Genomic DNA, 414 nt, shown 5'->3' with positions numbered 1-414 from the left:
TGCTTGAGCGGCTGCGCGGCATCCACGCACCAGCTGGCCAGCACTTCGAGGTCGCCGCGCTGGTGGCGCAGCGTGGTGCGGCCCTGGCCATGTTCGATGGCATAGGCGGTGTCGGCGCTGCCCGCGCCGGCGCCCACGCTCCAGACCTCGCGGCTGCGCAGGTCCTGCACCCAGAAGCATTCGCCGCCCGCATCGCTCACCGGGTCGTTGGTCCACAGCGTGAGCTGGTGCAGCCGGCTGTTGCCGGCCCAGGTGTAGCCCGCGCCGGCCTCTGAAATATGCGCACCGAAACCCGGGTTGGCCAGCACGTTGATCCACGGGCGGGCGGGCCGGCGGGCCGGCGAGACCTCGAAGCAGTAGGCGCCGCTGTCACGGTCAAATCGCCCTTCGGGAGCTGCGCCGCTGGCCACCAGC

General features: G+C 71.7%; 1 pseudogene. It reads right to left on the bottom strand.

Going from position 1 to position 414, the window contains the following annotated elements:
* Window positions 1-414 (bottom strand): annotated as a pseudogene (locus QZH66_RS18575) (hypothetical protein); the annotation flags it as partial.

It is taken from the genome of Stenotrophomonas sp. YIM B06876 (genome assembly GCF_030711595.1).
Taxonomy (GTDB): Bacteria; Pseudomonadota; Gammaproteobacteria; order Xanthomonadales; family Xanthomonadaceae; genus Stenotrophomonas.
This window is presented reverse-complemented; position numbering and strand designations above follow the sequence as displayed.